This window comes from Brevundimonas sp. (assembly GCF_031082345.1).
Lineage (GTDB): Bacteria > Pseudomonadota > Alphaproteobacteria > Caulobacterales > Caulobacteraceae > Brevundimonas.
The window spans coordinates 1-1614 of sequence record NZ_JAVHLH010000390.1; the positions used below are offsets into that span (position 1 = coordinate 1).

A 1614-nucleotide genomic window follows, 5' to 3' on the forward strand; every position below is an offset into this window, starting at 1 on the left:
CCGCCCCGGCGACGGGGCGGCCTTTCTCTTTGCGCCCGGCCCCGTTAAGCCGCTTCGACCTTGCCGGAGCCGCTCCATGACCACCGCCGCCGCCGAAAGCCGTGACATCCTGCGCCGCCTCGGCGTGCCCGAGGCCGCCTTCGCCGGGGCCGGGCTCGCGACCCGGTCGCCGATCGACGGTTCGGCCGGCGTTGTCGTGGCCGAGGCCGATTCGGCCGCCGTCGACGCCGCCGTGGCCCGCTCCGTCGAGGCCTTCCACGCCTGGAAGCGCGTGCCCGCCCCGCGCCGCGGAGAACTGGTCCGCCTGCTCGGCGAGGAGCTGCGCGCCGCGAAGGACGACCTCGCCCGCCTCGTCACACTCGAAGCCGGCAAGATCGTCTCCGAGGGCCTCGGCGAGGTGCAGGAGATGATCGACGTCTGCGACTTCGCCGTCGGCCTGTCGCGCCAGATCTACGGCCTGACCATCGCCTCGGAACGCCCGGGCCATCACATGCGCGAGACCTGGCAGCCGCTGGGCCCGGTGCTGGTCATCTCGGCCTTCAACTTCCCGGTCGCGGTCTGGGCCTGGAACGCCTGCCTCGCCCTCGTCTGCGGCGACCCGGTGATCTGGAAACCGTCGGAAAAGACGCCCCTGACGGCCCTCGCCACCCGGGCCATCCTCGACCGCGCCCTCGCCCGCTTCGGGGACGCGCCCGAAGGCCTGTCCCAGGTCGTGATCGGCGGCCGCGACGTGGGCGAACGCCTCGCCGCCGACCCGCGCATCCCGCTCGTCTCCGCCACCGGCTCGACCCGCATGGGCCGCGCCGTGGCCCAGACCGTCGCCGCCCGCCTCGGCCGTAGCCTGCTGGAGCTCGGCGGCAACAACGCCATGATCGTCACGCCGAGCGCCGACCTCGACATGGCCGTCCGCGCCATCGCCTTCTCGGCCGTCGGCACCTGCGGCCAGCGCTGCACCAGCCTGCGCCGCCTGCTGGTCCATGACAGCATCGCCGATGGTCTGATCGAGCGTCTGAAGAAGGCCTACGCCACCCTGCCCGTCGGCGACCCGCGCGAGGCCGGCGTGCTGGTCGGCCCGCTGATCGACGACGCCTCGGCGCAAGGCTTCGATACGGCCCTGGCCCAGGCGGTCGAACAGGGCGGCGAGGTCGTTGTCGGCGGCGACCGCGTGGCCCCCTCCAAGGTCACCGACGGCGTCTACGTCCGTCCCGCCATCGTCCGCATGCCGGCCCAGAGCGCGGTGGTCGCGCACGAGACCTTCGCTCCGATCCTCTACGTCATGACCTGGTCGGACTTCGACGAGGCCGTGGCGATGCAGAACGCCGTGCCCCAGGGCCTGTCGTCCTGCGTCTTCACCGACAGCCTCCGCGAGGCCGAGCAATTCCTCTCCGCCTGGGGCTCCGACTGCGGCATCGCCAACGTCAACATCGGCCCCTCGGGCGCCGAGATCGGCGGGGCCTTCGGCGGCGAAAAGGACACCGGCGGCGGCCGCGAATCCGGCTCCGACGCCTGGAAGGCCTATATGCGGCGCCAGACCCAGACGGTGAATTTCAGCCGCGACCTGCCGCTGGCCCAGGGCGTGAAGTTCGACGTCTAGGCGGGAGGGGAGAGCCGTCC

1 protein-coding gene is annotated in these 1614 nt (G+C 72.6%); it reads left to right on the forward strand.

Annotated elements, in window-relative coordinates; genetic code table 11:
• The first annotated feature begins 76 nt into the window (after positions 1–76).
• Positions 77–1594 carry an aldehyde dehydrogenase family protein gene (locus RDU12_RS15650; protein WP_308685586.1) on the forward strand — a complete coding sequence of 506 codons (1518 nt, stop codon included), beginning with the start codon at positions 77–79 and terminating at the stop codon, positions 1592–1594.
• Positions 1595–1614: the final 20 nt, after the last annotated feature.